The 22,517-nt window shown below is 71.0% G+C and carries 21 protein-coding genes; 9 read left to right on the forward strand and 12 right to left on the reverse strand.

Annotation, left to right across the window (positions count from 1 at the left end):
• Window positions 1-22: 22 nt before the first annotated feature.
• Complete coding sequence (locus ACIBNA_RS15840; protein WP_399165786.1) at window positions 23-832, reverse strand: metallophosphoesterase family protein; 810 nt, start codon at window positions 830-832, stop codon at window positions 23-25.
• Complete coding sequence (locus ACIBNA_RS15845) at window positions 810-3,704, reverse strand: FAD-binding and (Fe-S)-binding domain-containing protein (protein WP_399165787.1); 2,895 nt, start codon at window positions 3,702-3,704, stop codon at window positions 810-812. The genes ACIBNA_RS15840 and ACIBNA_RS15845 overlap by 23 nt, the downstream gene beginning before the upstream one ends.
• A 94-nt stretch (window positions 3,705-3,798) precedes the next feature.
• On the opposite strand from ACIBNA_RS15845, the gene serC reads away from it, so the two are divergent.
• Window positions 3,799-4,917 (forward strand): phosphoserine transaminase, encoded by a 1,119-nt coding sequence (serC, locus tag ACIBNA_RS15850; protein ID WP_399165788.1) that lies wholly within the window; start codon window positions 3,799-3,801, stop codon window positions 4,915-4,917.
• Window positions 4,918-5,305: 388 nt separating this feature from the next.
• Here the strand turns inward: serC and ACIBNA_RS15855 are convergent, their stop codons facing one another.
• Window positions 5,306-6,904, reverse strand: a complete 1,599-nt coding sequence (locus ACIBNA_RS15855) for an alpha/beta hydrolase (RefSeq protein WP_399165789.1) — start codon at window positions 6,902-6,904, stop codon at window positions 5,306-5,308.
• Between the two features lie 257 nt (window positions 6,905-7,161).
• A complete protein-coding gene (locus ACIBNA_RS15860; RefSeq protein WP_399165790.1) occupies window positions 7,162-8,670 on the reverse strand; it encodes a cellulase family glycosylhydrolase in 1,509 nt (502 codons plus the stop codon).
• A gap of 199 nt (window positions 8,671-8,869) precedes the next feature.
• Here ACIBNA_RS15860 and ACIBNA_RS15865 point away from each other — a divergent pair, with 199 nt between their 5' ends.
• A complete protein-coding gene (locus ACIBNA_RS15865) occupies window positions 8,870-9,208 on the forward strand; it encodes a hypothetical protein (RefSeq protein WP_399165791.1) in 339 nt (112 codons plus the stop codon).
• 84 nt (window positions 9,209-9,292) lie between these two features.
• Here the strand turns inward: ACIBNA_RS15865 and ACIBNA_RS15870 are convergent, their stop codons facing one another.
• Window positions 9,293-10,111 (reverse strand): ABC transporter permease, encoded by an 819-nt coding sequence (locus tag ACIBNA_RS15870; RefSeq protein WP_399165792.1) that lies wholly within the window; start codon window positions 10,109-10,111, stop codon window positions 9,293-9,295.
• Window positions 10,108-11,067, reverse strand: a complete 960-nt coding sequence (locus ACIBNA_RS15875) for an ATP-binding cassette domain-containing protein (RefSeq protein WP_399165793.1) — start codon at window positions 11,065-11,067, stop codon at window positions 10,108-10,110. Before ACIBNA_RS15875 ends, ACIBNA_RS15870 begins: the two co-directional genes overlap by 4 nt.
• Before the next feature lie 106 nt (window positions 11,068-11,173).
• On the opposite strand from ACIBNA_RS15875, the gene ACIBNA_RS15880 reads away from it, so the two are divergent.
• The gene (locus tag ACIBNA_RS15880) at window positions 11,174-11,977 is read left to right on the forward strand and encodes a TetR/AcrR family transcriptional regulator (RefSeq protein ID WP_399165794.1); all 804 of its coding nucleotides are present in this window, start codon (window positions 11,174-11,176) and stop codon (window positions 11,975-11,977) included.
• A 17-nt stretch (window positions 11,978-11,994) separates the two neighbouring features.
• Here the strand turns inward: ACIBNA_RS15880 and ACIBNA_RS15885 are convergent, their stop codons facing one another.
• Window positions 11,995-12,969, reverse strand: coding sequence for a WD40 repeat domain-containing protein (locus tag ACIBNA_RS15885; protein WP_399165795.1), 975 nt, complete (start codon window positions 12,967-12,969; stop codon window positions 11,995-11,997).
• A gap of 353 nt (window positions 12,970-13,322) precedes the next feature.
• Between ACIBNA_RS15885 and ACIBNA_RS15890 the strand changes: the two genes are divergently transcribed.
• Window positions 13,323-13,997: a GDSL-type esterase/lipase family protein gene (locus tag ACIBNA_RS15890; protein ID WP_399165796.1), complete on the forward strand. Its 675-nt coding sequence runs from the start codon at window positions 13,323-13,325 to the stop codon at window positions 13,995-13,997.
• Here ACIBNA_RS15890 and ACIBNA_RS15895 read toward each other — a convergent pair.
• Entirely contained in the window at window positions 13,985-14,734 is a 750-nt protein-coding gene (locus ACIBNA_RS15895; RefSeq protein ID WP_399165797.1) for an aminoglycoside adenylyltransferase family protein, read from the reverse strand. The genes ACIBNA_RS15890 and ACIBNA_RS15895 overlap by 13 nt on opposite strands.
• Before the next feature lie 90 nt (window positions 14,735-14,824).
• On the opposite strand from ACIBNA_RS15895, the gene ACIBNA_RS15900 reads away from it, so the two are divergent.
• Window positions 14,825-15,412: a Uma2 family endonuclease gene (locus ACIBNA_RS15900; RefSeq protein WP_274817154.1), complete on the forward strand. Its 588-nt coding sequence runs from the start codon at window positions 14,825-14,827 to the stop codon at window positions 15,410-15,412.
• A gap of 67 nt (window positions 15,413-15,479) precedes the next feature.
• Window positions 15,480-16,472 carry an aldo/keto reductase gene (locus tag ACIBNA_RS15905; protein WP_399165798.1) on the forward strand — a complete coding sequence of 331 codons (993 nt, stop codon included), beginning with the start codon at window positions 15,480-15,482 and terminating at the stop codon, window positions 16,470-16,472.
• 203 nt (window positions 16,473-16,675) lie between these two features.
• Here ACIBNA_RS15905 and thpR read toward each other — a convergent pair whose 3' ends face one another.
• Genes thpR through ACIBNA_RS15920 form a run of 3 tightly spaced genes read right to left on the reverse strand, consistent with a single transcriptional unit; the run spans window position 16,676 to window position 19,109 of the window.
• The gene (gene thpR / locus ACIBNA_RS15910) at window positions 16,676-17,248 is read right to left on the reverse strand and encodes an RNA 2',3'-cyclic phosphodiesterase (RefSeq protein ID WP_399165799.1); all 573 of its coding nucleotides are present in this window, start codon (window positions 17,246-17,248) and stop codon (window positions 16,676-16,678) included.
• A 28-nt stretch (window positions 17,249-17,276) separates the two neighbouring features.
• Complete coding sequence (locus ACIBNA_RS15915) at window positions 17,277-18,641, reverse strand: MFS transporter (RefSeq protein WP_399165800.1); 1,365 nt, start codon at window positions 18,639-18,641, stop codon at window positions 17,277-17,279.
• A gap of 30 nt (window positions 18,642-18,671) precedes the next feature.
• Window positions 18,672-19,109: a MarR family winged helix-turn-helix transcriptional regulator gene (locus ACIBNA_RS15920; RefSeq protein ID WP_399165801.1), complete on the reverse strand. Its 438-nt coding sequence runs from the start codon at window positions 19,107-19,109 to the stop codon at window positions 18,672-18,674.
• Between the two features lie 154 nt (window positions 19,110-19,263).
• Between ACIBNA_RS15920 and ACIBNA_RS15925 the strand changes: the two genes are divergently transcribed.
• Window positions 19,264-19,455, forward strand: coding sequence for a ribbon-helix-helix protein, CopG family (locus tag ACIBNA_RS15925; protein ID WP_399165802.1), 192 nt, complete (start codon window positions 19,264-19,266; stop codon window positions 19,453-19,455).
• Between the two features lie 35 nt (window positions 19,456-19,490).
• Here the strand turns inward: ACIBNA_RS15925 and ACIBNA_RS15930 are convergent, their stop codons facing one another.
• Window positions 19,491-20,942 (reverse strand): NCS2 family permease, encoded by a 1,452-nt coding sequence (locus ACIBNA_RS15930; RefSeq protein WP_399165803.1) that lies wholly within the window; start codon window positions 20,940-20,942, stop codon window positions 19,491-19,493.
• 117 nt (window positions 20,943-21,059) lie between these two features.
• On the opposite strand from ACIBNA_RS15930, the gene ACIBNA_RS15935 reads away from it, so the two are divergent.
• Window positions 21,060-21,350: a DUF2530 domain-containing protein gene (locus ACIBNA_RS15935; protein WP_399165804.1), complete on the forward strand. Its 291-nt coding sequence runs from the start codon at window positions 21,060-21,062 to the stop codon at window positions 21,348-21,350.
• A gap of 243 nt (window positions 21,351-21,593) precedes the next feature.
• Window positions 21,594-22,439 carry a class I SAM-dependent methyltransferase gene (locus tag ACIBNA_RS15940; protein WP_399165805.1) on the forward strand — a complete coding sequence of 282 codons (846 nt, stop codon included), beginning with the start codon at window positions 21,594-21,596 and terminating at the stop codon, window positions 22,437-22,439.
• Window positions 22,440-22,517: the final 78 nt, after the last annotated feature.

Here is a 22,517-nt window from a genome sequence, read left to right on the forward strand (position 1 = left end):
GGCGGTGGCTGGTCCCGCGAGCCTAGGAGCGGCTCCGTCCCTGCCCCGGTTCAGACACTCGGGTCCGCCCGTCCCGTGGCCCGAACGCCTCAAGCGCGTCCACGTCGCTCGCGCGGGCGTTGAGGTGGTAGCCGGCCCAGTCGGCGATGTCCAGGTACGCGCACTCGGCGATCAGCCGCGCGGTCGCGGCCGGGATGTCGTACGGCGTGACGCGCAGGTCGGTGCCCGGGCCCAGCAGGCACCAGTGGGCGCCGGGTCGGCCGTACGGCATGCCGACGCTGCCCGGGTTGACCACCAGGCGGCCGTGGGCCAGACGGGCGTAGGGCATGTGGGTGTGGCCGCACACCACCGTGCGGATGTCGTCGTCCAGGCCGGCGAACACCTCGGTCCAGCGGGCCGGGCGGGAGTCGACCAGGACGATCTCCTCGTCGTCGCGGGGTGTGGCGTGGCAGAAGAGGACCTTGCCGTGGCCGGGGACGGTGAGAGTCAGGGACGTGGGCAGGGAGTCGAGGAAGTCGACCTGGCCGGGGGTCAGTTGCCGTGCCGCGTACGGGCTGATCGCGTCGGGGAACCGGGTCCGCTCTCCCCTGCGGATCTCGACCAGCTCGCGGTCGGCGTTCCCGGCGACCCACAGCACACGGTCGCCCTGCGCCCGCAGCAGCTCGACGACCTCCCGCGGTTGCGGGCCGGCCGCGATGTCGCCGGTGAGCACGATGCGCTCGGCAGCGGCGACGTCCGGCTCGGCGAGCACGGCCTCCAGGGCGGGGAGAACGCCGTGGATGTCGGACAGTACGGCCACCCGCCCCGGTTCACCGCTCGGCCTCCCGTTCACTGTCTGCTCCCTCCAGCGCCGCCGCCAGCACCTGAGCCAGATGCCTCCCCCGCACCCCCGCCAGCTGCTCCAGCTGCGTCCGGCAGGAGAAGCCGTCCGCCAGGACCACCGTGCCGTCCGGGGCGCCCCGTACCGACGGCAGGAGCTGTTCCTCCGCGCAGGCCGCGGACACCTCGTAGTGGCCCTTCTCGAAGCCGAAGTTTCCCGCGAGACCGCAGCAGCCGCCACTCAGTTCGCCGGAGAGCAGAGCGGCCCCACGCAGCCGGCGGTCGGCGGCGTCGCCCAGCACCGCGTGCTGGTGGCAGTGGGTCTGGCCGGCCACCGGGCGGTCCACGCGCGGCGGTGTCCAGCCGGGGGCGTGGCGCTCCAGCGTCTGAGCGAAGGTGAGGACCTTGGCGGCGAGGCGGGCCGCGCGCGGGTCGTCGTGCAGCAGCTCGGGGACGTCCGTGCGCAGGGCGGCGGCGCAGCTCGGCTCCAGGACCACGACCGGGGCGTCGGTCTCCAGCACCGGCTCCATCAGGTCGAGCGTGCGCCGCATGACGGCCCGGGCGCGGTCCAGCTGCCCCGTCGACACGTACGTCAGGCCGCAGCAGACCCGGCCCCGGCCCCGCAGCAGGGACAGCGGGTCGAGGGCGACCGTCCTGCCGTCGCCCACCGGCGTTTTCGCCAGGTGCACGGTCGGCGGCAGCGCCACGCGCAGCCCGGCCGCCTCCAGCACGCGGACGGCGGCCTGTCCGACGGAGGGCGAGAGGTACTCGGTGAAGGTGTCGGGCCACAACACGACGAGACGGCCGCGCCCGGCGGCAGCCGCCTCGCCCCGCCTGCGCTCCCACCACCGGCTGAACGTCCGTGTCGCCACCCGCGGGAGCTCCCGCTCGGGGGCGATCCCACCCAGCCGTTTCGCGGCCCAGGCGAAGGGCCGCATCCGGGCGAGGGCGTTGACCAGCGGCGCCGTGCGCGTACGGGTCACGGCCCGGAGCCACACCGGCAGCCGGCCCATCGCGTAGTGCGCGGCCGGGCGGCGCCTGCCGGCGTAGTGGTGATGGAGGAACTCCGCCTTGTACGTGGCCATGTCCACCTCCACCGGGCAGTCCGAGCGGCAGCCCTTGCAGGACAGGCACAGGTCCAGCGCGTCCCGCACCTCGGTGGAACGCCAGCCGTCGGTCACCACCTCACCCGCGAGCATCTCGTGCAGCAGCCGGGCCCGCCCGCGCGTGGAGTGCTCCTCCGCGCCGGTCGCCCGGAAGGACGGGCACATGACCGAGGAGCCGGACACCGACGTCGTACGGCACTTGGCGACGCCCACGCAGCGCCGCACCGCCGCCGAGAAGTCACCGCCGTCGGACGGGTAGCCGAAGGCGACGTCGACGGGCTCGCGGGGGAGGACGGAGAAGCGCAGGCCGGCGTCCAGGGGCGCGGGGCGGACCAGCATGCCGGGGTTGAGGAGGTCGTCGGGGTCCCACACCCCTTTCACCCGTTCGAACAGGCCCACCATCTCCGGCCCGTACATCTTCGGCAGCAGCTCCGCCCGCGCCTGCCCGTCCCCGTGCTCCCCGGACAGCGAACCGCCGTGCGCCACCACCAGCTCCGCGAGCTCCTCCGAGAAGCGGCGGAACCGGGCGACACCGGGCTCCGTCAGCAGGTCGAAGTCGATACGGACGTGGATGCAGCCGTCCCCGAAGTGCCCGTACGGCGTCCCGCGCAGCCCGTGCGCGCCGAGCAGCGCGCGGAAGTCCCGCAGATACGCCCCGAGCCGGGCGGGCGGCACCGCGCAGTCCTCCCACCCCGGCCACGCCTCGCTCCCGTCGGGCATCCGCGTCGCCGTACCGCTCGCGTCCTCCCGGATCCGCCACAGCGCGCGCTGCCCGGCCGGGTCGGTGACCACCAGGGCGTCCGCGACGTCGGCCGCCCGCACGATCGCCTCCGCACGCGCGCGTGCCTCCTCGGCCGACTCCCCGCCGCTCTCCACGAACAGCCAGGCCGCGCCGCGCGGCAGCGCGGCCGCGGACGGCACCAGGTCCGCCGCCATGCCCTCCACCGTCAGCGGGCCGAATGGCAGCAGCCCGGCAGCGGCCTCGGCCGCCGCGCTCTCGTCGGCGTAGCCCAGCACGGCCAGCGCACGCGCGCGGGGGGCCTCGACCAGTCGTACGACCGCCTCCGTCAGCACGCCCAGCGTGCCCTCCGAACCGCAGAAGGAGCGGGCCACGTCGGCGCCCCGCTCGGGCAGCAGGGCGTCCAGCGCGTACCCGGAGATGCGGCGGGGCAGCTCCGGGAAGCCCGTGCGCAACCGGGCCAGTTCGCCGTCCACCAGATCCCGCAGGCCGTCCGGCGCGCCGGCCCAGTCCTGCCCGAGCCGCAGCCGCCGCCCGCGCGCGCTGACCACGTCCAGCTCGCGCACGCTGTCCGCGGTCGTCCCCCACGCCACCGAGTGCGAGCCGCAGGAGTTGTTGCCGATCATGCCGCCGAGCGTGCACCGGCTGTGCGTGGACGGATCCGGCCCGAACCGCAGCCCGTGCGGGGCCGCCGCCTCCTGGAGCCGGTCGAGCACCAGCCCCGGCTGCACGACGGCCGTACGCGCCTCGGGGTCCAGCGACACGAGCCGGTTCATGTACCGGGTGAAGTCCAGCACCACCCCCGTGCCGGTCGCCTGCCCGGCGATCGACGTCCCCCCGCCCCGCGCCACCACCGGCACACCGTGGGCCCGGCACACCTCCAGCACGCCGGCCACGTCGTCGGCGTCGCGTGGGGCGACAACGCCGAACGGGACCCGGCGGTAGTTGGAGGCGTCCATGGTGACCAGTGCCCGGGAGGTGACGTCGAAGCGGACGTCACCTCGGACGGCCCTGCGCAACCCGACCTCGAGATCCGTCATGGGTCCAGCAAACCAGTCCCACACCGACACGAAACCCGTCTCACCCGACGGACCACGTTTCGCCCGGGTTTCCTCACCGGCTAACCTCCAGAGCGTGGCTGAGATCCAGATTCCTGCTGACATCAAGCCCGCCGACGGTCGATTCGGCGCGGGCCCCTCCAAGGTGCGGGTGGAGGCGCTGGACGCCCTGGCCGCCACCGGCACCTCCCTCATGGGCACCTCCCACCGCCAGGCCCCCGTCAAGAACCTGGTCGGCAAGGTGCGCGAGGGCATCCGCGAGCTGTTCCAGCTCCCCGACGGTTACGAGGTGGTCCTCGGCAACGGCGGCTCCACCGCGTTCTGGGACATCGCGACGCACGGCCTGATCGAGAACAAGTCGCAGCACCTCAGCTTCGGCGAGTTCTCCTCCAAGTTCGCCAAGGCCGCCAAGCTCGCGCCCTGGCTGGCCGAGCCGGACGTCATCTCCAGCGACCCCGGCACCCACCCCGAGCCGGTCGCCGAGGCGGGTGTCGACGTCTACGCCTTCACCCACAACGAGACCTCGACCGGTGTCGCCATGCCGATCAAGCGCGTGGCCGGCGCCGACGAGGGCGCCCTGGTCCTCGTGGACGCCACCTCCGGCGCCGGCGGCCTCCCCGTCGACATCGCCGAGACGGACGTCTACTACTTCGCCCCGCAGAAGTCCTTCGCCTCCGACGGCGGCCTGTGGATCGGCGTCTTCTCCCCGGCCGCGATCGAGCGTGCCGAGCGCGTCCACGCGAGCGGCCGCCACGTCCCGGAGTTCTTCTCGCTCCCCACCGCGATCGACAACTCCCGCAAGAACCAGACGTACAACACCCCGGCCCTCGCCACCCTGTTCCTCCTCAACGAGCAGCTGGAGTGGATCAACGGCCAGGGCGGCCTGGACTGGTCGGTCCGCCGCACCGCCACGTCCGCGCGGACGCTGTACGGCTGGGCCGAGGACGTCAAGTTCGCGAACCCGTTCGTCACCGACCCGGCCAAGCGCTCCCAGGTCATCGGCACGATCGACTTCACGGACGAGGTCGACGCCGCCGCCGTCGCCAAGGTCCTGCGCGCCAACGGCATCGTCGACACCGAGCCCTACCGCAAGCTCGGCCGCAACCAGCTGCGCGTCGCGATGTTCCCGGCGATCGACCCGGCGGACGTCGAGGCCCTCACGAAGTGCGTCGACTACGTGATCGAGAAGCTCTGAATCTTCTCCCGTACGTGACACAAGGGCGCCCCGCTCGTGCGGGGCGCCCTTCTCGCGCTCCGCTCGGCGTCGCCGGAGTGCCGCCCCGTCTCGATCCGCGGCGTGCAGAAGTCGAGGGCGGGACCCTGGCTCGACGGCTGCCCGGTCACCTCCACCGTCGTCGGCACGGCGGCCGGCGCCCCGGCATCGAGCAGGCGGCGGCCGAGGCGTTCGCCCGCCGGCGTCCCTGGTCGCCCGCGGCGAGACCCCGCTGGAGGCGGCTGGGCGGCATCTGGCGCGCTTGATCGCGTCGTACGCAGGCAGCGGTCGCACGTAGCCGACGCAAGGGGCGCCCGGCAGATACCGGGCGCCCCTCATGTCACGTCAGGCGGTGCTCACACGGGCACGCTCAGACCCCGGACCCCAGGATCCCGCGCAGGGTGTCGCCGACCGCAGCGACGGCCGACTGGGTCGTGCTCGGCGTCTTCTGCGCCGAGGCCTGCGGCTTGGGGTCGGGCAGCTTCTGGCAGACCGCATCGGCCACGCCGCTGCCGTGCGGCACCTTGCCACTGGTGAGGTACGCAGCCAGGTGCTTGTCGAGGCAGGCGTTGCCGCTCAGCGTGATGCCGTGGTTGCCGCCGCCCTGCTCCACCACCAGGCTGGAGCCGCGCAGCAGCCGGTGCATGGTGACACCGCCCTGGTACGGGGTGGCCGCGTCGTCCGTCGCCTGGAACAGCAGCACCGGCGGGAGCTTGGCGTTCGAGACGTTCACCGGCTTCAGCGACTTCGTCGGCCAGAACGCGCACGGGGCGTTGTACCAGGCGTTGTTCCAGGCCATGAACGGCGCCTTCTCGTACACCGCCCAGTTGTCCTTGCGCCACTGGTTCCAGTCGCGCGGCCAGGACGCGTCACGGCACTGCACCGAGGTGTAGACGCTGTAGCCGTTGTCGCCGGAGGCGTCGATGGCGGCGATGCTGTCGTACGCCTTGACCAGCGCGGCGGTGTCCTTCTTGTTGACGTACGCCGCGAACGTCTGGGCGAGGGTGGGCCAGTAGGCGTTGTTGTAGCCGCCGGGTATGAAGATGTCCTCCAGTTCGGAGGCGCCCACCTTGCCGCCCGCGGGCTTCTTGGCCAGGGCCGCCCGCATGGCGTACCACTTGGCCTCGATCTTCGCCGGGTCGGTGCCGAGCTTGTACGTGGAGTCGTACTTGGCGATCCACGCCATGAGCGCCTTGTGGCGCTTGTCGAAGGCGTAGTCCTGCTTGATGTTGGCGTCGTACCAGACCCCGGTCGGGTCGACGATCGAGTCCAGCACCAGGCGCCGCACCCGCTCGGGGTACAGCTTGGCGTAGACCGCGCCGAGGTAGGTGCCGTACGAGTAGCCGAAGTAGTTGATCTTCTTGGCGCCGAGGGCCTTGCGGATCGAGTCCATGTCCTTCACGGCGCTGACCGTGTTGATGTACGGCAGGACGTCCGCGTACTTCTTGCCACAAGCCTGGGCGAAGGACTTGGCGCGGTCGAGGTTGGCCTTCTCGATCGCCGGGGTGCTGGGTACGGAGTCGGGGCGCACCGGGTTGAAGTAGCCCGGCTTGCAGTCCAGGGCGGGCTGGCTCTTGCCCACGCCGCGCGGGTCGAAGCCGACGACGTCGTACTGGGCGGCGACCTCCTTGGGCAGGGAGGACGCGACGAAACCGGCCAGCGTCAGGCCACTGCCGCCGGGGCCGCCGGGGTTGACCAGCAGCGGGCCCTGGTACTTCTTCGCGGTGTGCGGCACGCGGGACAGCGCCAGCGTGATCTGCTTCCCCTGCGGCTTCGCGTAGTCGAGCGGCACCTTCACCGACGCGCACTGGAGCGTCGGGTAGTCCTCCGTGCCGCACTTCTTCCAAGTGACCTTCGTGGCCTGGGCGGTGTTCGCGGAGTGCGACGCGCTGGCGCTGGCGGGGACGGCGGTGAGCGTCCCGGCCAGTACGACGGTCGCGCCGCACAGGACGGCTGCGCTTCTTCTCATGGAGTTCTCTCAGAACGGTGAGGGGGGTCAGGACCGTGTGTCACACGGTCCGTGCCGCATCGTTTCGGAAGAGGACGCCATGCACGTACGTATTCGACCAAGACTTGACCGAATCGAGTCATCGCACGCTTCAAGCCCCTTAAGAAATAGGGGTGTTCTGGCGATTTCCGACACGTCTCCCCACCGACGGAGGCGCCCGCGTCCGCACCCCGCGCCGCGCGAACACCGGCGTCGGGCGCCCCCGCCTCACCCCGCGGTCAGGTCGCCGTGCAGCTCACGCTCGGCACACCCCCGCCCCCGGGCGCACCGCCCAGGCCGAAGCTCGCCGAACCTCCCGTCGGCACGCTCCCGTTGTGCGTGGCGTTCACAGCCGTGACGGCCGCGCCGCTCTGGGTGTGCGACGCGTTCCACATGCTGGTGACCTTCTGGGAGCCGGTCCAGGTCCAGCTCACCTTCCAGGACTTGAGCGGCGCACTGCCCGTGTTGGTCACCTTGACCTCGGCGTTGAAACCGCCGCCCCAGTCGCTGCTGACGGTGTAGGCGGCAGAACATGCGGCCGTGCCACCACCCGGGCCGCCCGGGTCGGGCCCGGAACCGCCGCCCGCGAAGCCCGGCGCCTTGATGGCCGCCAGGTACCCGTCCTTCACGGTGTCCACGGTCTGCCAGTCGTCCTTCAGGATCCCGCCCGTGTCACCAGAGTTGGGGTTCCAGGACCAGAACGTCCAGTGGAAGCTGTCGGCGCCGTACGCCGACGTCGACCGCAGATACGTCACCAGCGTGGACAGCCACTTCTGGTCTACCGCCGACTGGAGCGTCGTACCGAACTCGCCGAGCCACACCGGCGCGATGTTCTGCTTGAAGATGTAGCCCCAGTACCTGTCCCAGATCCCCGGCATGTTGGCGGGGAAGGACGGGTCGCTGAACCACGGCTGCTGGGCCACCGACGTGGCGTAGTCGTGCGCCGAGTACACCAGCCGGTTCGGGACGTCCAGCTGGACCGGGTACTGGGCGACGCCCATGAGATTGCCGCCCCACCAGCCGCCCGCGCCGTTGTACGACTGCACGCCCTCGACCATGATCAGCAGCTCGGGGTTGACCGACAGCACCGCGTTGCCCGCGCGCTGGGCGGCCAGCCGCCAGTCCCGGGCCGTGTCGCCGCAGCCCCAGCAGGCGGGGTCGCGGGGCTCGTTGTGCAGGTCGATGCCGACGACCGTGGGGTTGCCCTGGTAACGCGTCGCCAGGGACTTGAGGTTGGCGATCCAGGTCGACTCGGGGACCGACGCCGTGTACCAGAGCGCCGACTGGCCCGCCGCGTCCGGGCGGTGCCGGTCGAGGACGATCTTGAGCCCGGCCTGTCCGGCGTACGCCACGATCCGGTCCAGGACCTGCAAGGACGTCAGCCCGCGCAGGTCGGTGTTCTTGCCGTCGTAACTGATGCTGTCGGGCATGGTGCCGGGCTTGAGGATGTCGTCGCTGTAGGGCATCCGGATGGTGTTGTAGCCCAGCGACTTCATCTGGTCGATCATGCTCTTGTAGTCGCGGGCCCACAGGCCGTGGACGACGTGGTTCGCGGTCTCGAAGCCGAACCAGTTGACGCCGGCGATACGGACCGGCTGCCCGGCCGCGTCCAGGATCTGCCGGCCGCTGGTGTGCCAGTAGCCGGCGCCGGCCCGTGCGTCGACGTCGGCGTGTGCCGACTGCGTACCGGCCAGGGGCAACAGGAGCGCCGCGGCGACGCACAGCGCTCTTCGCAGAGTGCGGAACATGGCTGCTTCCTCTCGGGGGCGCGGGCCGGAATCCAGTGGGAGCGCTCCCACTCCCGCACCCCCATGGAAGCCATGTCGCAATGAGCACGTCAATACGAACGGAGGGGTGGACCCGGAGACCTCTGAGGGTGACAAGGCTCCGCTGCCCCGCCTGGCGTCGTTTGCCGGCCATCAGTGATCCACGTCCACGAGGAGAACAGTGCGACGCCTGTCGATACGCAACCTGAGCGCCGCGGCGGTGGCCGCGGCCACCGTCCTCACCGTGGGCGGGCTGCCCGGCGCGGCACACGCGGCCGAGCCGGCGCCCGCCGCACCCGCCGCGCCCGCCGTCGGATGGTTCACCGACTCGCAGCCGGGCGTGCGGCCCATCCCGCGCGACGTTCCGTCCTTCGGCTCCCAGGGCGGCTACAACAAGTTGGCCGGGGACACGGCCGAGGTGCACTGCTCGATCCTGGGCGAGCGCGGGCCGGACGGCAACCGCATCTGGTGGCGCGTGTACGACCCGACCCGGACGACCGCCGAGGACAAGGGCTACTGAGGCTGGTCGCACGCCACCGAGATCACGGTCGACCAGTTCGTACCGCCCTGCTGATTCGCCCCGAGCCGCCTGTGGCCTCGTGCGTCAACGGCTCAGCTTCCTGAACCGCCGCACCGCCAGCGGCAGGAAGATCAGCGTCAGGACCACCGGCCACACCCCGGCCATCAGCAGCGCGTGCTGCTCGACCCAGGTGTCACCGCCGACCGGCGTGCCGAACAGTTCGCGGGTCGCCGCCGCCGTGGAGGAGATCGGGTTCCAGACCGCGACCCAGCCCAGCCAGTCGGGCATGTCCTGCGGCGCGACGAAGATGCTGGAGATCATGGTCAGCGGGAAGGCGACCGCGAACAGGCCGCCCGCCGCCTCCGGGTTGGGCACGAGCAGGCCGAGCCACACACCGATCCAGATCAGCGCGAACCGCAGCCACAGCAGCAGCCCGAACGCGGCCAGGAAGCCGAGGCCACCGTCCGGCCGCCAGCCCATGGCGAGCGCGGTGAGCATCATGATGGCCAACTCGGCGCAGGCGGCGATCAGATCGGTGACACCGCGCCCCGCCACCACGGCGGAGGACGCCATCGGCATGGAGCGGAAGCGGTCGATGACGCCCTTGGTGGAGTCGTGGACCACGAGGGTCGCCGTGTTGATGAAGCCGAACGCCATGGTCATCGCGAACATGCCGGGCATCAGGTAGTCCGTGTAGTCCCCGCCGCCCGGCACCTTCATGGCGCTGCCGAAGACATAGCCGTAGAGCAGCACGGAGAGGATCGGGAAGCCCAGCTGCCAGGCGATGTTGACGGGCTGGCGCTGGTAGTGGGTCAGGCCGCGGCGGACGATGTTCCAGCAGTCGGCGAGCAGCCAGTACGCACCGCTCCGCGTGCTCGGGGTGCTCAGGTCGACGGCACTCACGCTGCGGCCTCCTTCTCGGTCCGGTGTCCGGTCAGGCGCAGGAACACGTCGTCGAGGCTGGGCCTGCGCAGCCCGATGTCCTCGACGCGGACGCCCTCGTCCTGGAGGGTCCGCGCCACTTCGGTGAGCGCCGTGACCCGGTCGGTGACCGGGGCGTGCACCCGCAACTCGGTCTCGTCCGCCTCGGGTTCGCCGTCCGTGACCCGGGCGACCACCTTCACCACCCGCGGGATCTCGGCCCGCTCGGCGACCACGACCTCGATACGGTCGCCGCCGACCAGGTTCTTCAGCCCGTCCGGGGTGTCGTCGGCGATGGCCCGCCCCTGGTCGATGACGGTGATGCGGGAGGCGAGCTTGTCGGCCTCCTCCAGGTACTGCGTGGTCAGCAGCACGGTCGTGCCGCCGGCCACCAACGCCCGTACGGACTCCCAGACCTCCCCGCGGCTACGGGGGTCGAGACCGGTCGTCGGCTCGTCGAGGAAGAGGACGGCCGGGGCGAGGATCATCGACGCGGCGAGGTCGAGGCGGCGCCGCATGCCGCCGCTGTACTTGCCGACGCCCCGGTCGCCGGCGTCGGTCAGGTCGAACTGCTCCAGCAGTTCCGTCGCTCGGAGCCTGGCCCGCTTGCCGCCCAGGTGGAACAGCCGGCCGAACATCTCCAGGTTCTGCCGGCCGGTGAGCACCTCGTCCACCGCCGCGTACTGCCCGGTGAGCCCGATCCGGGCCCGCACCTCGCGCGGCTGCCGGGCCACGTCGAGGCCGGCGACCGTCGCACTGCCCCCGTCCAGCCGGATCAGCGTGGACAGGATGCGGACGGCGGTGGTCTTGCCCGCCCCGTTCGGCCCGAGCAGGCCGTGCACCGTGCCCTCGCGTACTGCCAGGTCGAAGCCGTCGAGGGCGCGTTTCTCGCCGTACCGCTTCTCCAGCGCCTCGGCCCGCACCGCGTATCCGTCCATGCCGCCCCTCCCGTGTGCTCGTGCCCTGTGCCGCGAACTGGGTACAGCGTACCCGATTACGCGTACGCCGTACCCAGTTTTTCGCCGGGGACCTAAGCTGGGCTCCATGGAGAGCGGCACGAGCGGTACGAGCGGCACGGGCAGTACGGGCAGTACGGAGACCAGCGGCAGCGGTGATATCGCCCGCACCCTCGAACTGCTGTGGGACACCGGCCGACGCCCCAGCCGCGGCCCCAAACCGACCCTGACCGTGGACCGGATCGTGGAAGCGGCCGTCCAGGTCGCGGACACGGAGGGTCTGGAGGGGCTCTCCATGCGCCGCGTCGCCGCCGAACTCGGCACCGGCACCATGTCGCTCTACCGGTACGTCCCCGGCAAGGGCGAGCTGCTCGACCTGATGCTGGACCGGGTCCAGCGCCCCTCCGAGAATCCGGCCGACCTGGGCGACGGCGGCTGGCGCGCCGCCCTGGAGGCCATGGCCCGCGAGACCCTCGCCCTCTACCGCCGTCACCCCTGGCTGCTCCAGGTCAACCAGTCCCGCCCGATCCTCGGCCCGAGCGCCCTGGACGGCATGGAGAAGGTCCTGACCCTGATCCGCCCCATGGGGCTGACCGACCCCGAGCTGGTCTCCGCGATCATCATGATCGACGGGTACGTCGTCGGGGCCGCGCGCACGCAGCTCTACCAGCAGGAGGCGGAGCGCCGGACGGGCCTGACGGACGCGGAGTTCTGGCAGGCGCAGGTGCCGGTGCTGGAGAAGGTCCTGGCCTCGGGCCGCTACCCGGTCATGGCCTCCCTCTCCGAGGACACCTTCGGGCCCGACTTCGACCACTTCGGCTTCGGACTCCAGCGGATCCTGGACGGGTTGGAGGTGCTGGTGGCGCAGCGCCGAGGCGAGTCGGCCTCGTAAGCCGTCGCCTCCGGCTGCTACTTGCGCCGCCTGAGCCCGCGCAGACCGAGCAGGGCGGCGCAGGCCACGGCCACGGCGATCGCGCCGGTCTTGAGGTTGCCGCCGAGCCCGTCGCCGTCGTCGTCCTTGCCCCCTGCGGCCGAACTTCCGCTGCCGGAGGAGGAATCGGAGCCACCGGGCACGTCCTGCCCCTCCACCGAGCTGTCGGCCCCCTCGGCGCCGTACATGATCCTCGTCCCGTCGGCGGTGTAGGTGACGGACTCCCCCTGCCCGAGGAACGGCACGCCGAGCCGCTCCTTCCGCTTGATCTTCCCGCCGTTCCAGTCGTACGCGATCGCCCCGAAGTAGCTGCGTACGACGAGGTGTTCGCCGTCCGGGGAGAGCGTGGCGTCGGTGGCCTCCAGGTCGGGCACGGCCGCGACGGGCCGGAAGACGTTCGTGCCCGAGGCCGAGAGCTCGGCGGGCCCCTCGTACAGGTGCCCGCCCTGCTCGTTCTTGTCGACGATGTAGACGCGGCCCGTCTTCGGATGCACGACGAGGGACTCGGCGTCCCGCGCCCCGTCGGAGTACTTCACGACGTACTGCGTGGCCCGGATCGTCTGGTCCTTCAGCGTCTTGGGCTCGGGCAGCTCGTAGATCCACACATGGGGCCAGCTGCCGCCGAGGTTGTCGCCGATGTCGCCGACGTAGATCCGGTTGCCCGGGCCGACGGAGACGGCCTCCACGTCCCGGGGCGTGCCGACGCCGGTGAGGGTGAGGCGGGCGACGGTCTCGCCCGTCCTGCTGTCGACGGCGTAGATGTAGGGACCGTCGTCACTGTCGTTGTGCGTCCAGTAGATGCCGGGGTGGAGGCGGGAGGCGGCCAGACCGCTGGACTCGGTGATGCGCGGGTCCTTGATCGTGAAGTCCTCGTCGCCGTCGGCGGCGGAGGCGGGCACGGCGAAGACGCCCACGAGGAGAGCCGCGGCAAGAGTGGCGAACGGTCGGCGCATGCCCCCAAGCCTGCCATCCCGCTCCGCGGTTCATCGCGCGTAACGGATCACGGGCGGACAGATCACGCTGGACCTTCGATGACGAAGAGTGCGGCGAGGGGGTGCCACGGCAGGCGAAGTGCTCGCAGCACGGTGTCGTCGGGCTGGTAGGGGGTGGCGAAGAGCGGCGTGCCGCCGGGGGCGACGGCGTCCAGCAGGCCGCGCAGCGCCGAGTGGCCCGGTCGGCGCAGGAGCGGGACTGGATGGACACACGCTCGTGGCCAACACCCCCAGCGGTTGCGGGGATCTGGCCGATCGCGGCGCGTGGTCCGACTCACATCCCGTCCGGCGGTCTGATCGTCCATGATGAGCGGATGCTCAGGTTCATGCCCGTCGGTGACTCCATGACGATCGGGAGCGCGGGCGAACACACGTGGCGTTACCGGATGTGGCAGCACCTGTGCCGGTCCTACGGCCGCCCCTTCACCCTCGTCGGCCCGCGCGAGACGCTCCACGACAAGCTCGCCGACGCCCCGACCTCGTACGCGTACGCCGACCCGGACTTCCCGCGTGCCCACCTGGCCGGCTGGGGCGAGGGCTGGCTGCACATGGCGCCGTTGATCGGCGAGGCGGTGCGGTCGTGCCGCGCGGACGTGCTCCTGGTCTCCCTCGGCCTGATCGACCTGGGCTTCTACACGAACGCCGAGCAGACCGCCGAGAACGTCCGGGCCTTCGCGGCCGAGGCACGGGCGGCGAACCGGCGGGTGCGGATGGTGTGGCTGCCGGTCACCCCGAACGTGCGGGCCGAGTCCGACCCGGCCTTCGCCGCCGAGGTCGCCCGCTTCAACGAACTGCTGGCGAAGACCGCCGCGGACCTCGACGAGCCCGGCTCCCCCGTCCTCCTGGCCTCGACCCCACCGTCGTACGACGTCCACGCCGACACCTACGACGGCACTCACCCCAACGACAGCGGCGAGCACAAGATCGCGGCGGCCTTCGCCGAGGCGATGTACCAGGCTTGGGACCTGGGCGAGCCCTACGAGGAGTGACTCTCGGTGATCATCCGGGTCAGGAACTCCGCGCAGGGCCGGGGCGCCAGGTCGTCCCAGCGCTCTTCCTCCTCCCCCAGGTAGACGGCCCGGGCGCGGGCGAGGACGGGCCGGTGCTCGGCGGGGAGCCGGTCGAGCGCCCACTCGGCTGCCGCGTCCTTCGAGCGGATGCTCCCGGTGGTGAGGGTGGTCCAGATCCGGGCGAGGGTGAGCAGCACGTTGCGGGTGTCGATGTCCAGTTCCTCCATGAGCTCGGGCACACCGGCGACGATGGCCCGCCTGAGGTCCTCGTGCGGGACGGGGTCGAGGAGGTCGGCGGGCGGCGGCCCGTGGAGCGGGGCGTCGGCGCGCAGGACCATGGTGAGGAGGGGCGCGAGGTCGGGGGTGGGCTCGGGGGCCGGGATCACTCCGCGCTCGTAGTCCGCCCGCAGCCAGTCGCCGTAGAGGAAGTCGCAGGTCGGCGGGTAGCGCCAGGGCCGTACGTCGTCCTGCACGACGACGATCAGCTCGATGTACCGCCGCCCGTCCACGCCGGACACCTTGAGCAACTCCTCGGCCAAGGCCCGGCGTTGGGCGTGCGTCGTGCGGTCCCGTACGACGGCCAGGACGTCGATGTCGCTGTGCGGTCGTAGGCCGCCGAGGGTGGCGGAGCCGTGGAGGTAGATGCCGAGGAGGCTGTCGCCGAGGGTGGTGCGGAGCAGCTGGACGAGGTGGTCGATGTCGGGCCGCTCTGGCATATGCGCTCTTCCTCGTGTCCTGGTCACGGTGCGTATCGTTGTACTGCGCGGCTGCCCACGTCCATGGGGTGGCCGGGGAGGAGCGCCACGATGACCGTCGTAGACGACAGGATCGCCATGGCCGACGCCAACACCAAGCGCCTGGACGAGTGGTTCGAGCGGCTTGAGAGGATGCCCGTCCCCGAAGGATTCAGGGTCGAGATCGTCGGGGGCAATGTCCACATGACGCCGCAGCGCGACACCCACTGGGAGATCATCCGACGGATCGTACGAGCCGTCGAGGACAGGTTCGGGATGGACGTCAGGGTGTTCTCGGACGTACGTATCGACTTCCCCGGCCATGAGAACGGCTTCTGCCCGGACGTGGCCAAGCTCAGCGCCTCCGCGGCAAAGGACGACGAGGGGCGCTGGCGCCACGAGGATGTCGAGTTCGTCGCCGAGATCATCTCCCAAGGCACGGCGGCCAACGACTACGGTCCGAAGAAGTCCGCCTACGCCACCGCCGAAGTCCCCGTCTACCTCATCGCCGACCCCTACCAGGGCCGGTGCTACCTCTACACCCATCCCAAGGACGGCGACTACGCCATGAGGACCAGGGTCGATTTCGGCGCCGACATCGACCTCACCGGAACCGTGGTCGACCTCGTTCTCAAAACCGACGAGTTCCCCCGCGACTGACTTCCGCGCCCCTCGAACCCAACACGTGCTTGCTTGGAGCGCACTTCAAGACGTTGGCTTGGGCAGCATGAAGTACACGCAGCTCGGACGCACGGGACTCAAGGTCAGCCGGCTCGTCCTCGGCACCATGAACTTCGGCCCGCAGACCGACGAGACCGACAGCCACGCCATCATGGACGCGGCGCTGGACGCGGGCATCAACTTCTTCGACACCGCCAACGTCTACGGATGGGGCGAGAACAAGGGCCGTACCGAGAGCATCATCGGCAACTGGTTCGCCAAGGGCGAGGGACGACGCGACAAGGTCGTCCTCGCCACGAAGGTGTACGGCAACATGGGCGCCGACGGCCCGGCCTGGCCCAACCACGACAAGCTCTCCGCAGTCAACATCCGGCGTGCCGTGGACGCCAGCCTCAAGCGGCTCCAGACCGACTACATCGACGTCTACCAGTTCCACCACATCGACCGGGACACGCCGTTCGAGGAGATCTGGCAGGCGATCGACGTCCTGGTCCAGCAGGGCAAGATCCTCTACGTCGGGTCGTCGAACTTCCCCGGCTACAAGATCGCCCAGGCCAACGAGATCGCCGCCCGGCGGGGCGGGACCATAGGGCTCGTCAGCGAGCAGTGCCTGTACAACCTCGCCGAGCGGCGTGCCGAGATGGAGGTCATCCCGGCCGCGCAGGACTACGGGCTCGGCGTGATCCCCTGGTCGCCGCTGCACGGCGGTCTGCTGGGCGGTGTGATCAGGAAGGAGGCCGAGGGCGGACGCCGCACCTCCGGCCGCGCGGCCGACGCGCTCGCCGACCCCGCCAAGCGAGCGCAGATCCAGTCCTACGAGGACCTGCTCGACAAGCACGGCGTCGAGCCCGGCGAGGCCGCCCTGGCCTGGCTGCTCACCCGCCCAGGCGTGACCGGCCCGATCGTCGGCCCCCGCACGGCCGAGCAGCTCGACTCCGCCCTGCGCGCGGCCGAGCTGGAGCTGTCCGAGGAGCTCCTGACCGCCCTGGACGAGATCTTCCCGGGCCCGGGCCCGTCACCGGAGGCCTTCGCCTGGTAGTTCCGTGGGGGCGCATGCCCTTCTTTCAGGGGCGCGGGGAACTGCGCGACCAGCCCCACCGGCCCGCAGCCGAAAAGCGGCCGTCCGCAGTTCCCCCACCGCCCTACTTTCCAAGCACGGAAGCCAAGGCGACGACGAAAAACATCAGCACAAGCACACCGGCCATGATCCGGTTGCGGGTTTTCGGGTCCACGACACCGAGCCTAACCGGCGCCGCCGAGCGGCCACCGGCCGACCGCCTCGTACCGGGGCTGCTCCCCCGGAACCCCCGACGTCGGCAGATTGCTCCGCACCAGCACCAGCTCGTCCACCGTCCAGGTCCGGCCCGTGAATCCCCCCAGGCCGTCCACATACGCTCGCACGTCCCCGGCCTCCCGGCTCCGTGCCACCGACAGGTGGGGCCTGTACCGGCGGTGCTCCCCCATCGGCACACCCGCCTTGCGCCCCGCCGCCTCCGCCCGTTCGGCCAGCAGCCGCAGGGTCGCCAGGTCACCTTCGGCCCCGGCCCACAGCGCCTTGCCGTGCCCGAACTGACCGCCACCCCGCATGGCCAGCGGGAAGGGTGCGGTACGGTGCGCGGCGCGCTCGAGGCGGGCCGACAGCTCGGGGACGAGGTCGTCGTCGACCTCACCGTAAAAGGCGAGCGTGAAGTGCCAGCCGGGACGGCCGGTCCAGCGCATCCCGTCGGCACCGGGCAGCTTGCGCAACTCGTCGACCACTGCGCCGAGTTCACGACGCACCTCGGCAGGGGGCAGCACGGCGGCGAAGAGTCTCATACGGCCAGTCTGCCGCCCCCGCCCCGCCTTACGCCGCCGGAGCCAGTTCCTCCTGCTGCTCCCGGGGGACGAACCGCACGCGTGGGTGTCCGTGGTGCCAGCCGACCGACAGGCGGAGGTTGCCGACGCGGGCCAGGATGAGGCCGATCACGGCCGCGGCGACGGCCGCGACGGCACCGCCGGCCGCGAGGCCGACCCGGGCGCCGTACGTGTCGGTGATCCAGCCGACGATCGGCGCGCCGACCGGGGAGCCGCCGAGGAAGACCATCATGTAGAGGGCCATGACACGGCCGCGCATGGCCGGGTCCGTGGACATCTGGATGCTGGTGTTCGTCGTGACGTTGACCGTCATGCCGAACAGGCCCAGCGGGACCATGAGCAGCGCGAACATCCACAGCGTCGGTGTCGTGGCCGCCACCATCTCCAGCGTGCCGAAGAGCAGGGCCGCCGCGATCAGCAGCCGCAGCCGGGCCGTGCCGCGCCGGGCGGCGAGCAGGGCGCCCGCGACCGAGCCGACCGCCATCAGCGTGTTGAACATGCTGTAGGCGCCCGCGCCCGCGTGGAACACGTCGTCCGCGAAGGCCGAGAGGTAGACGGGGAAGTTGAAGGCGAAGGTGCCGACGAACCCGACCAGGACGATCGGCCAGATCAGCTCCGGACGGCCGGTGACATAGCGCACGCCTTCACGCAGCTGCCCCTTGCCGCGCGGGGCGCGCTCGACGACGTGCAGCTCGCGGGCGCGCATCAGCAGCAGGCCGGTGAGCGGTGCGATGAAGGACAGGCCGTTGAAGAGGAACGCGTAGCCGGTGCCGACGCCGGTGATCAGTACGCCCGCGACGGCGGGGCCGACCAGGCGGGCGGACTGGAAGTTCGCCGAGTTCAGGCTGACCGCGTTCTGCAGCTGCTTCGGGCCGACCAGCTCGGAGACGAAGGACTGCCGGGCCGGGTTGTCGACCACCGTGGCGAGACCGACCGCGAAGGCGGCGACGTACACGTGCCACACCTGGACGTGGCCGGTGAGGACGGCGACGGCGAGGGCGAGAGCGGTCAGGGCCATCGACGACTGGGTGACGAGCAGGGCGGGCCGCTTGCGCAGCCGGTCGACGAGGACACCGCCGTAGAGGCCGAAGAGCAGCATCGGCAGGAACTGGAGTGCCGTCGTTATGCCGACGGCCGCCGAGGAGCCGGTGAGGCTGAGGACCAGCCAGTCCTGGGCGATGCGCTGCATCCAGGTGCCGATGTTGGAGACGACCTGTCCCATGAAGAACAGGCGGTAGTTCCTGACCTTCAGGGAGGAGAACATCGAGGACTTGCGCGGGCGGGTGTCGGAGGTGGGCGGGGAGTCGTGGGGATCAGGTGCGGGGGCGGAAGCTGCTCCGGGTCCCGAACTCAAAAGTGTTCGCCTCCTTGTGACGGCTACGGCTTACAGATGCGCGAGCTTCTCCAGCACGGGGGCGGCGGCGCGCAGTTTCGCCCACTCGTCCTCGTCGAGGTTCTCCACCAGCGAGGCCAGGAACGCGTTGCGCTTGCGGCGGCTCTCGTCGAGCATCGCTTCGGCCTGCTCGGTGCGCGTCACGACCTTCTGGCGCCGGTCCTCGGGGTGTGGCTCCAGACGGACCAGCCCCTTGGACTCCAGCAGCGCCACGATGCGGGTCATCGAGGGCGGCTGGACATGCTCCTTGCGGGCGAGCTCGCCCGGGGTGGCCCTGCCGCACAGGGACAACGTGCCGAGCACCGACATCTCGGTGGGGCTGAGCGACTCGTCGACCCGCTGGTGCTTGAGCCGACGGGACAGCCGCATCACGGCGGATCGGAGGGAGTTCACGGCGGCTACATCGTCGCCGCGGCTGAGGTCCGGCATGTTCTTTAGCGTAACTCATTACCCTCGCTAAAGACCACCCGGGACACGCATGGACGCCCGTGACCCTGGCCACTGAAGCGTGACATCACTCATATGGGTGATCCAGTGGTGGAACGTGACACACCGCACCGAAGGGTGCCGCGACCCTCTGGTCATGGGGACCAGTGTGCTCAGCCTGCGAATAGACCACGAGCTGCTTCAGCGGCTCCGGCACCATGCCGCGAAAAGGGGAATGAGCGTCCAGGACTACGTCGTCCGGACCCTCGTTCGGGATGACTTCGACGAGCGGTTCCAGACCGCCGTCGAGGAGACGGAGAGGTTCTACGGGGGTCACGTGATCCCGTGATCAAGTGGCCAAGCGATCACGCGCCCCGGGCCGGCTCAGGTCAGTCCCAGCGCCGGCATCAGGTAGTAGAACGCGAACACCGCCGCCACCGCGTACATCGCCGTCGGCACCTCCCGGCCCCGTCCGGCCGCCAGGCGCAGCACCACGAAGGTGAGGAAGCCCATGCCGATGCCGTTGGTGATCGAGTACGTGAACGGCATCATCAGCATCGTCACGAAGGCCGGGATCGCGATCGTGTGGTCCGCCCAGTCGATCTCCCTGACCGAGCCGGCCAGGATCAGGAAGCCGACCGCGAGCAGGGCCGGGGTGGCCGCCTGGGAGGGCACCATCGTGGCGACCGGCGTCAGGAAGAGGGCGCCGGCGAAGAGACCGCCGGTGACGACGTTCGCCAGGCCGGTGCGCGCACCCTCGCCGACCCCGGCCGTGGACTCGACGAAGGCGGTGGTCGCCGAGGAGGAGCTGGCGCCGCCGGCGGCGACCGCGAGGCCGTCGACGAGCAGCACCTTGTTGATGCCGGGCATCTGCCCCTGCGCGTCGGTCAGCTTCGCCTCGTCCGAGACGCCCATGATCGTGCCCATCGCGTCGAAGAAGCACGACAGCAGCACGGTGAAGACGAACAGCACACCGGTGAGCACACCGACCTTCTCGAAGCCGCCGAACAGGCTGACCTGGCCGACCAGCCCGAAGTCGGGGCCGGCGACCGGATTGCCGGGCCACTTCGGGGTGGTCAGACCCCAGCTCGGCACCTTGGCCACGGCCTCGATGACCACGGCGACGACGGTCATGGCGACGATCGAGATCAGGATCGCGCCGGAGACCTTGCGCACGATCAGGGCGAGCGTGAGCAGCACGCCCAGGACGAAGACCAGGACCGGCCAGCCGTCGAGGTGGCCGTCGCCGCCGAGCTGGAGCGGGACGGTGGTCTGGGCGGCGTCCGGGATACGGGAGACGAAACCGGCGTCCACGAGCCCGATCAGCATGATGAACAGGCCGATACCGATGGAGATGGCCTTGCGCAGCCCGTAGGGGACGGCGTTCATCACGCGCTCGCGCAGCCCCGTGGCGACCAGCAGCATCACCACGAACCCGGCGAGGACCACCATGCCCATCGCGTCCGGCCAGGACATGCGCGGGGCGAGCTGGAGGGCGACGACGGAGTTCACCCCGAGGCCGGCGGCGAGCGCGATCGGCACGTTGCCGATGACGCCCATGAGGAGGGTGGTGAGCGCGGCCGTGAGGGCCGTCGCGGTGACCAGCTGTCCGTTGTCGAGCTGGTGACCGTACATGTCCTTCGCGCTGCCGAGGATGATCGGGTTCAGCACGATGATGTAGGCCATCGCGAAGAAGGTGGCGAGGCCGCCCCTGACCTCACGGGAGAGCGTGCTGCCCCGCTCGGAGATCTGGAAGAAGCGGTCGAGTGCGCCGTACGTGGGCCCGGCTCCCGGCTGTTCAGGGGCGGGGGCCTTGGCGGGAGCCGAGGAGGACATGTGTTTGGTGTTTCCTACGAAGAGAAGCGGTCAGACACAAACCGTTTCAGTATGAACATATAAGGTCTGGATCGCACATCTCCGCGCGTAGACCTGATCGCCTCGTAAGCTGTCCCCATGGCGAAATGGACCCCCAGACACGAGGCGCCGGAGCCCCTGGAGGGCCCCGTGGTCGCCACCGTCACCGGCCTCACGATCCTCTGGTTCGTCCTCTTCCTGGTCCAGCTCCCCTTCTACGGCTGGTTCGACGACCACGGCTACACGTGGTGGCTGTGGACCTGCCTGGCCGGGAGCGGGCTGGGGCTGATCGGCATCTGGTACGTCCGTAGGCGCGATGCCGCGATCAAGCGGGCCGCGGCGCAGGACCTGACGGCGACTCCCCCGGCCGAACAGGGCGTCTCCGACTGACCGGCGCGCGGATACCGGTCGGCTGAAGCGCCCCACGTCATCACTCCTCCGGGACCGGAAGCGACCGCCGCCCCCTCGCCTGCTCGGACCCGGGCCTGCCCGTCGGACGGCGAGGCCCCTCCTGCCTCCGCGGCGCGCTGCCGGTCCTTCGACGAGAAAGGTGGCCCCCGCGTCCCTACGCTCGAAGAAGCGGCACCGGAAGCCGCCGCGAGGAACACCGCCCAACCGGTGAGGAGCGCAGCCATGACGATGCAGAACAGCGAGGCCGAGGCCGACCGGGCCCTGAAGGCCAAGCACCGGGCGATGTGGGCGCAGGGCGACTACCCGTCCCTGGCCGCCGAGGTCATTCCCGGTCTCGGAGCGGTCCTGGTCGAGGCGTGCGGGGTGCGTTCAGGCCAACGGGTGCTGGACGTGGGCGCCGGCACCGGCAACGCCGCGGTCCCGGCGGCCCTGGCCGGCGCGGACGTGGTCGCCTCCGACCTGACCCCCGAGCTGTTCGAGGTCGGCCGGCGCGTGGCCGAGCAGCGGGGCGCTCGCCTCACGTGGCAGGAGGCCGACGCCGAGGCCCTGCCCTTCGGCGACGCGGAGTTCGATACCGTGCTGTCCTGCGTCGGGGTCATGTTCGCCCCGCACCACCAGCGGTCCGCCGACGAACTCGTCCGGGTCTGCCGTCCGGGCGGCACCATCGGCCTGCTGAACTGGACGCCGCAGGGCTTCATCGGCCGGATGTTCGCCACGATGAAGCCGTACGCGCCACCGCCCCCGCCGGGCGCGCAGCCGCCCCCGCTGTGGGGGGACGAGGACCATGTGCGCGCGCTCCTCGGCGACCGGGTCACGGACGTGCGCGCCGAGCGCCGGACCGTCCGGGTCGAGCGCTTCGAGACGCCCGAGGCGTTCCGCGACTACTTCAAGGAGCGCTACGGCCCCACGATCACCGTCTACAAGAACATCGCCGGCGATCCCGAGCGCACCGCCGCCCTGGACCGCGACCTGACGGACCTCGCCCGCGACGGCGACCTGGCCACAGGCGGGGGCGGGACCGTCCTGGAGTGGGAGTACCTGCTGCTCACCGCGCGCCGGGCGGGCTGACACCGCGGGTGGCACCAGGGTCCGACGGTGGTCCGAGGGCGTACAACTGCCGTACGACCAGGGCACGACGTCCGTCCT

This window comes from Streptomyces sp. NPDC050164 (genome assembly GCF_044459945.1).
In the GTDB taxonomy this organism is placed as follows: domain Bacteria; phylum Actinomycetota; class Actinomycetes; order Streptomycetales; family Streptomycetaceae; genus Streptomyces; species Streptomyces coeruleorubidus_A.